3 protein-coding genes are annotated in these 9,184 nt (G+C 46.4%); all 3 read left to right on the plus strand.

Annotated elements, in window-relative coordinates; translation table 11 throughout:
* Positions 1–515 precede the first annotated feature (515 nt).
* Positions 516–7,544 carry an FG-GAP-like repeat-containing protein gene (locus ACMHXE_RS02470; RefSeq protein ID WP_413731279.1) on the plus strand — a complete coding sequence of 2,343 codons (7,029 nt, stop codon included), beginning with the start codon at positions 516–518 and terminating at the stop codon, positions 7,542–7,544.
* A 3-nt stretch (positions 7,545–7,547) separates the two neighbouring features.
* Positions 7,548–8,213 carry a hypothetical protein gene (locus ACMHXE_RS02475; protein WP_224868383.1) on the plus strand — a complete coding sequence of 222 codons (666 nt, stop codon included), beginning with the start codon at positions 7,548–7,550 and terminating at the stop codon, positions 8,211–8,213.
* A 143-nt stretch (positions 8,214–8,356) separates the two neighbouring features.
* Positions 8,357–9,022: a hypothetical protein gene (locus tag ACMHXE_RS02480; RefSeq protein ID WP_224868385.1), complete on the plus strand. Its 666-nt coding sequence runs from the start codon at positions 8,357–8,359 to the stop codon at positions 9,020–9,022.
* Positions 9,023–9,184: the final 162 nt, after the last annotated feature.

Raw genomic sequence — 9,184 nt, forward strand, 5'->3', positions numbered from 1 at the left:
AAGAAGGCACAGTGCTCTGGGCTATATCAGTCCAGAAAACTACGAACTAAAGAGTGTTGCTTAGTAGCGTGTCCTGTATTAGCGGTGCGGATCATTGCGCTGTGATTTTTAACGTGACACAGAATTTTGAACACCTCCTTCGAATATAATCCGTAAAGCATGTTACTTGACGATGAGCTTCATCTTTACCATCAATATAGCGTTGTGAAAACAAACTAGGGACGATTCCCTAAGTCATCTTACCTGATGGACATACTTATTATTGTAAGAGTAAGACTCCATTCAACTATTCACCTAACTTCCTTTTATAACTCCTTATTGCACATTGTTTTTAAATTGATGGTTTTAGTTGTGGGTGATGGATAGGTGTTTTATTTGGTTTTTGTTTGGTGTGTTTGTTGGTTTTTTGAGGGCGGTTTGTTTTGGGTGTTGACTTTTTGCCTGTTGTTGTGTTGGATGATCATTGATAATGATTGTACAAGTGGAATGACTTTAAACATGGAGTGTTTGTCATTATGCGTTGGCTCCCCCGTTTTATTTTGCTGGTTTCTTTCGCAGTTCTAACAATATCAACAGTGCACGCATCATCCACTGCCCCTTTAAGTGGCGCTTTTCGGGTCAGTGAGCAAGGTGCGGCAACATATACCATCCCCATAGATACTCCCGCAGCCAGAGGTAAACTAAAGCCCGCCGTAGAGCTGAGTTATTCATCAGGTAGCGGCGAAGCCATTATGGGATTGGGGTGGGGGATTCAGGGGCTTTCCGCCATCAGCCGCTGTCCAAAAACCATTGAACAGGATGGCTATTTACAAGGTGTAGAGCTTACCAACAAGGACAGTTACTGCCTTGACGGTGCTCGTCTGGTTTTAACCGCCGGAACCCATAGTCTAAATGGCGCCGAGTACCATAAGGAGCTGGATGATGCCTCCGTGGTTACTGTGATTGGCCAGGCGCCTGGCGGCGGCCCAGCGGCCTTCAAGGTTGAAACCAAATCGGGAGATACCTATTTCTATGGCGATGTGGATGAGGTTTCCGGGAAGCGGTTTCTGGATGTGAATGGCACCTCATCATCCGGAGATGGTTATCGGTCCGTATCTCAAAATAACAGTGATGTGATTTATCATTGGAGTCTGAAGGCCATTGAGGACTCTGTAGGTAATTACATTAGTTATCACTATGAAAACATCGCCGGTGAGCAATACCTGAAAAGCATCGATTACGCCGGGCACAGCAATGGTGAGGTTCCCTATAATCAGGTCAGATTTATCTATACCCCCCTTAGTTACCCTAAGTATGGTTATTCCTATGGCACCTCTGTTGCGATAAAGCAGCAATTGCAAAAGATTGAGGTGAGGCTGGATGACGAAGTCGACAAAACCTATTACCTGACGTATCACAAGGCGACTTCCAGCGATAAGCATGATTACCTTGAGCAGGTTAAAGCCTGTATTGGTCAAACCCAAACCGACTGCAGTACACTGATAACCTTTGAGTGGGACAGACCGCCGGGTGCATCTGCCGGCCCTGCTTATCAACCCTTTTCCGGCAGACGGGCGTTGAATATTCCGTCCGGTAACAACGACACCGCCAAGTTTTTTGATATGGACGGCGACGGCTTATCAGATATCGTTTATGTACGGGGCGGGCGTTGGTACAAGCGTGGTATTCAGTCGGGTATTGAACAGGCGATGGCCTCGACCGGAGCCGCTAAGGCGGCTTATGCCCAAACCATAGATTATGATGGTGATGGCCAGCGTGACTTGCTGGTGGCCAACAGTGAAACCGCCAATTGGCAAATTCTGTCTTTTAAACCTTCTACTTATCAGCACACTGTGTGTGAGCCAAATGGCCGTGGTACTCAGCTATGTGAGGATGTTGAGCGTGTAGTGAATTACACGCTCAAGGATTTGGGGCGTAAGGCTATTGGGCTTGAAGGCAAAGCGCTGGTTGCCGATGTCAATGGTGATGCATTGGAAGACATCATCTTCATCGATGGTGGCGCCATCAAGTGGTATCGCAATCTGGGAAATGGAAGTTTTGCTGCGGCGCAAAGTCTTTATAGCTTTCCCAGTACTGAAGTTGGGCACAACACCAGTGTTCACCAGTGGCATTCCAGTCGAGGTTTTGGCAGCTCCTTTATGGATATCAACGGTGATGGACTCACCGACTTTATGTTGGAGGTTAGAGAGCGGGAGGCCGTGTGTATTTCCGGTAGCGGCAAAGTGATTTCGGGAGTGACCGAGAATGAGTGTCGTCTGGATATCAGAGGTACTTGGTCTGTCAGTGATTACGAGTATTGGAATCTTTATGTCTCGACTGGCTCCAGTTATCAAAGACGGCAGAAAATTTACCGGGGGCCACACAATAATATCAATATCGCCAATACCCTACGCAGTGCCGATTTCAATGGTGATGGCTTGTCGGACATTGCCTATGTCCATAATAATAAATGGTTTATTCAACTGTCAGATGGCAATGGTTTCTTGCCTCGAATGGATACGGGCATTACTACTTCCGATACTCAGAAGTACAAAACCTATTTTATCGATATCGCGGGTGATGGCAGAGCCGAAATGGTGGTTCAGCATACCTCGTCTCAGGCGTTGGTGTATCACTCCAACCCCGAGTTAACTTCATGGACCACTTATGGCGCAATCAATTACCTGTCCGATCAACCATTGAATTTTGCGGATATCGATGGTCGTGGAAAACTGGATATTGTCTATTTCAGTAACGGTCAATGGCAAAGGTTAACCCATAAGAGCCATGCATATCACAATACCATCAAGGGGATTACCGACGGATTTGGAGTCAAGACCAGGGTGACTTACGCGTCGTTGACGGAAAAGTCTGCTGGCGAATACAGTGTCTATAAGACTCAGGTTTCCAGTTATCTGGACAACAGTCGTAACTTCTCCCTTATTCCGCCGCAAAAAGTTGTTAAGCAAGTTGCCACTGAAACCGGGGATGGCAGCCAGGTTTCCGTTAACTATGAGTATGGCGGCTTGCTGATAAACCGTTTGGGGCGTGGCCCGGCCGGGTTTGAGTTATTACGCACCATAGACAATCAGACTCAGGTGGTGACCGAGACTATCTATCATCAGTTGTTCCCGCAAATAGGTTTGCCCCTGGCAACCAAACAAACCTATCAGGGAAAAACATTGTACTCGGCAATCAATGAATACAGCTTTCAGCGAGGCAATGACGGCATTTATAGCCGGGTTGAAGAAAACGTAGTGGAGCGCACCTCGCAAAATGGCAGCGATGGGGTGGTAAGGGAGTTAACGCAGACAAACACCCAGACTCAGTTCGACGACTGGGGAAATGCCATTGCCATTAAAGCGGATGTGACTGACCTTGAAGCCAATCAATTGGTTTCAAGGGTCGAGACGGTTAACCAGTATGACGGTCATGGTGGCGGCGAAGCCAAGGGGCGACTGAGTCATACCAGGGTGACTAAATCACGCTTTAATCAGCGAGAGCAGGTTCAGGCGATAGTGACCGAGAGCGCATTCAGCTATTACGATAACGGTTTGCTGATGAACTCAACGGTATCGCCAAATGACAATCGCTACAAATTGACTACCGGCAAAACCTATGACATTTACGGCAACACCCTGACCGAGCGGGTCTCCGGAGGCGTAGATGCCGCCGGCAACACCCAGCAGTCGAGACAGATGAGCTATTTATTCGATGCCAGAGGGCGTCTGCTCAAGACAGTGACCAACGCGGCAGGCGACAGCAGCACCTATACCTACAATGGTCAGTCTGCAGACCAGGTAACGGGTAAAATCACTCAAATTACCGTGACTGATGCCAATGGTCGCAAACTGACCAAGAACCATGACAAGTGGGGAAGGCTGGTGCGGGAAGTCACTCCGGATGGTGTTCCAACAAGCTATCAGTATGCCACCTGTGATGCCGGGTGTTCACCTCTCGGTCATGGCCATTTGGTTACCACCAAGACCAAGGCCGGTGCGCCTCAATCCAAAGTCATCACAGATAAATATGGCCGTGAAGTCGGTAAGCAGAAGCAGGGTTTTGATGGGCAATGGATTGTTACTGCAACCAGCTACGATGCGCAGGGAAGGCCTGTCAGACAATATGAACCCGCTTTTGCCGGTATCAGTGCCTATTACACTGAAATAGAGTACGACCACTTTGGTCGGGTCATCAACCAAACCAATCCCAACGGTGGTGTTTCCAGTATTCAATATCTGGGATTTGAGACGCTGACGATAGACCCCAATGGCAAGCAAAAGCGCGCTGTCTCCAATGCCATGGGTGAGCAATTTAAAGTTGTTGATGATATCGGCAACGAACTGGAGTTTGTCTATGATGCCGGTGGCAAGCTGGTGAAAAGTTTTATCACCTCAGCATCGGGACAAGAGCTGCTGCGCACCGAGGCAAGCTATGATGCCTACGGCCGCAAAATCAGCACCAAGGACATTGATAAGGGACAGTGGCGCTACACTTATAACGCCTTTGGCGAAATGCTGTCACAGACCAATGGCAAATCCCAATCCAGCTTTATCTACTATGACATTCTAGGGCGTAAAGTCAGGCAAACTGAGCCAGATGGCACCTCTTGCTGGACCTATGGTAACAAAAGCAGCAAAACCGCCGGTTTACTTATTGCGGAAACCCGTTTCGACGCCGTTGTGTCCAATTGCTCTCAAACCGGCTGGGTACACAGCAAGCAGAGCGGGTATGACAGTGCCGGCCGGTTGGCCAGCAGCAAGACAAGCATAGCAGGTAGTAGCTATGAGCATCGCTTTACCTATGACAGCCATGGCAGAGCGGCGACTCAGACATACCCCAATAACTTGCTGACGGTCGTCAACCACTACAATGCTCAGGGATACCTTTTCAAGCGTACCGACCAACAAACAGGTAAGGCATATCAAACTATCACCGAAATGAATGCCCGTGGGCAGGTGGAGCAGGTGCGTTATGGTAATGGTGCCCAGGAATCAACCGTTTTTGATGCAACCACTGGTTGGGTTAGCGGTATCAATTTGACCACTGCGGGAGTAACAGCCCATCAACTTGACTATCGCTTTGATACTGTAGGTAACCTGGAGTACCGTCAGCACAGCCTGTCTTCGGCTCCGGCCACATTCAGCGAAAACTATCACTATGATGATTTGTATCGCCTGTATGAGCGTACCGTCAGTATCCACTCCGGTGGTACGAGTCTGCCATCAGACTTTAAAGCCACCCATGAGATGCAATATGACGATTTGGGCAATATCACCTTTAAAACCGGTGTTGGTGATTACCGCTACGATAGCACCAACCCTTACCGTTTATTAGATATTTGTGGTAAAGGAGGTTGTGGTGCGCTTGAAACAACACCTGTAAGTAAATCCTGCCCAACAGGTTATGCGCTCAATGCGGCAGGCACAACCTGCCAAAAGAGTGAAACTCAATCAGCATCGCTAAGCTACAGCTATAGCTGTCCCAGTGGTTACACTCTTTCCGGTACAACTTGTTCTAAAACGGAAACCAAAGTTGCACAGGTTAAAACCGAACAAACTTGTCCTAAAGGTGGCTACTTAAATGCATCAACGGGTAAGTGCTCTAGAGATTTCACCATAGTTTCAGCAACTAAACCTTCAGGAGCAGGGGTTGTATGCGGTGGTGGTGAACCAATGGGAGGAGGGCGCCGTCTGTGGGAGTGTACAGAAACGTATCAATCCACACCTAAACAGGTCTATAACTGTGATGCGGGCTGGACATTAAGCGGCACTAACTGCACGCGGACGCTATCACAAGCGGCAACAAAGACGCCTGTTTATTCTTGTCCCGCTGGCTGGTCTGTTTCAGGGAGCGCTTGTAATCGAACACTCACTGCCCCCATAACCTACAGCTGTCCAACGGGGTGGACGCAAAATGGCGCTCAGTGTAGTCGTGCCCGTCAAGCCAGCTATGTGATGGTTTATGATAAGAATGGCAATATCACCCAGGATGGCAGTCGCCGTTTCACTTACAGCTCTTACGATTTGGTCACCAACATTACTCAAGGTGGGGAATCGACCCGCTTTAAGTATGATGCCAACCGGCAACGCTTCGAGCGTTACGACGTTAAAGTTGAAGCGGGAGTGACAAGCTATCTCACCACCTTATATGTCGGGGGGTATGAGAAAGTCACCCGTAGCGGCGGCAACAAACCGGCACTCACCGAGCAAAAATTGTATGTCGGCAATTTGGTGATAACCAAGCGTAGTAATAACACTGTTGACGAGTTTTACCTGCACAAAGATCATCAAGGCTCAACCACGACGATTACCAATAAGTCAGGTAATGTGGTGCAGCAGTTTACCTATGACCCTTGGGGTAAACAAACCGCCGCCTATAGCCATTCACTGTTGAATGATTATATCGCGCCCGCGGCATCCAAAGGTTATACCGGGCATGAAGGTATAGATAACCTGAATCTTATCCATATGAATGGGCGTATCTATGACCCCACCATAGGACGTTTCTTGCAGGCCGATCCGCATATCCAAGCGCCAACCGATACACAAAGCTATAACCGTTATAGTTATGTTTTGAATAACCCGATGAGTTATTCCGATCCGAGTGGGTTCTTCTTTAAGAAAATAGGAGAGTTCTTCAAAAAATTCTGGAAACCGATTGTTGCCATTATTGTGACAGTTGTTACATATGGCGCAGCATCAGGTTGGGTTGCTGGTTGGGGGACTACCTGGGGGACAGCTGCAACTGCAACCAGTGCTGCATCTTTGACAACAGCCGGAGCCGTCGCAACCGGTGCGATAGCAGGAGCAGCTGGTGGGTTTGCTGGAGGAGCGCTTGCAACCGGTAGTTTGAGAGGGGCATTAAGAGGTGCTTTTTCCGGAGCGCTAGCCGGAGCTGCCGGAGGATACGCCAACTTTGGGAGTGTTGGTGGCTTTGGCGATGCATTCAACCGTATTGGTGTTGCTGCTTTGGGAGGATGTGCTGCAGGAGCTGCATCAGGTGGGAATTGCAGCCAAGGTGCTAAATTGGCGGTTATTGCGCAAGGCTTGAAAATTGGGATGGATTATGTTGCAAGAACCAATACTTCTTTGGCGACCTCTAAAGGTGAGGCTGTTGTTAAACCCGGTGGTAATTTGAAAACAAAGTGGATAGCGGATGGCAAGAATGCTGATTGGTTGGAAAAGGAGGTTAGTAATACAGGAATGGGAGTTACTGTAAGTAAAAAAGAGTTCGAATATCTAATAGGACTTCCTGTCTCAGAGGCGAAAATGATATTAATGGCACAAGGAATTGATCCTAGCAATGTGTTGTCAAACCTTGGGTGGATGGGGGAGTCTGGCCAGTTTATGAGTTTTTTATCACATAATATCCCCGGCGTAAGAGGAGCTTCAATTACCCATGATAGTTTGGTGGGTATGACAGAACGTGCTTTTGGTATGGAAGACATTTGGTATGGAACGGTATTTACTATTGGTTCAATACCTCCCACTTTTGTTGTTCAATACGGTGCATATGGTCTTTATAGTTATGAATACTATTATAAGAATATGATAAAGGATTAACTAATGAAATTAATGAAGCAGTTTTGGCTATCACTTACTCTGTTGGTTTGTGGCTGTACAACCACTACTCTGGAAGTCGCAAGTGTTCCTTCAATTAAGCCGTGGGATTCTGTTCCTGATAAAAAGGTGTATACATATAATAAAAGCCTTGATGATATTGTTGAATTTTCTGATGTCAACATTTCGTTGTCGCTGACAAATTACGAAACTCAATACAGGGGGCTCGTAATGCTGGGTATTGAGCTGGAACGTTGGCCAAATAGTAAATTTGATAGTGATGAGATTATTCTTGCATTGGGAGTAACCCCCTTAAAAAACGGTTTGGAGTTAATGGGGGAGGGGATAGCTTTAATCATGAAGGTCGATGGTGGCGATATGTATGTTAAACCACATAAAGTTATGAAGTATAATAGAAGTGATACTCTATTTTGTGGTTTTGATAACTCTATTGGTGGATGGGGTGGGCGAAGTATAGATATTGGGAATAAGAAGGAGAGTTTGCTGAAGGGTAGCCATTTTTCAGATAATTGTTACAATTTGTATTTTAAGCTGCCTAAAAAGGTCAAGGATGTTGATTTCGCGCTCGACTTCTCGGAGTCTCTTTTGCCATTGAATAGTAAGGTTGTTTATTTCCATAAAAAGCTGATTAAGTGGACTTCATCGAACTAAATGGTGACAGATTTAAAAATTTTCTATTCTTCCTTGCATAGTCGTTCAATATTATTCCTTGGGCTAGAGAATCACCGTTATTATTTGACTAATCAGGAATGAGGGCCATAATGCGAAATATATTTCTGACTATGTGTTTTCTTATGGGATATTGGTTACAAGGATGTGCCTATTATGTCTATGATACTCATACCGCTTATGGCCTGAACAGGGTTGATACGGAGGAGTACTTAGGGCCAATAGATACCGGCTACGACTCTCCGATCACCAGCCCGGTACTTAGTTTTGATAATGGTGTGCAAGTTAAGTTCATGATCCCTGGTATATATAATCATCCACGAAAGAAAACGGGTATTGACTATCTGGATGATATTAACATAGAGATTTTTATAACATCACGAAAAGCAGGGGTTTCTCTGGATGTACAAAATATGGTGTTGGACCAGTATCGAACCGGCAGAAAGACTCCCCTTCGATTCCTAGAGAAGAAACGTTACCCAAGTTTGGAGAAAGGGAAGGAAGGGGTATTGGTTTGTAGATATTCTGAATTTTCCGAAGAGGCCTTCTCTGACTTTTATCAAGGAGAGCGTATCGAGTTGCCCTATCGAGAGACAGACTTAAGTCTGGTCAAAGTCGGAATGCTAAGGGTAGACCGTGATATACTCTGTGGTGAATTAGTTGCTATGAATATCAATTTTGTCGGGGATGATGGATACTTTACTATTAATCTGCCGTTTATAGATGATTCAGGGAGAAAGGAGTATACAGTGTATTTTTATCCGGTGGGAATACGATACACTATGAAGTAAACCATTAGGATTTAGTTTTAGGTAATTAGTTGTCTTGTGAGGTGTAGAAAAACGGAATACAACGGAACGCGAATTCAACTCCGAAGTGCACCACTCGCTAAATTAGGCTGCCTTGCGTAATTCATTGAATACCGCAATAGGTTGCCTGAAGCCGAGGCACTT

Source organism: Shewanella sp. BJSY2023SW007 (assembly GCF_047314525.1).
In the GTDB taxonomy this organism is placed as follows: domain Bacteria; phylum Pseudomonadota; class Gammaproteobacteria; order Enterobacterales; family Shewanellaceae; genus Shewanella; species Shewanella chilikensis.

Coding starts and splice junctions, on each gene's coding strand:
- ACMHXE_RS02480 (WP_224868385.1), top strand. CDS start 8,357: ATGGGATATTGGTTACAAGGATGTGCCTATTATGTCTATGATACTCAT.
- ACMHXE_RS02475 (WP_224868383.1), top strand. CDS start 7,548: ATGAAATTAATGAAGCAGTTTTGGCTATCACTTACTCTGTTGGTTTGT.
- ACMHXE_RS02470 (WP_413731279.1), top strand. CDS start 516: ATGCGTTGGCTCCCCCGTTTTATTTTGCTGGTTTCTTTCGCAGTTCTA.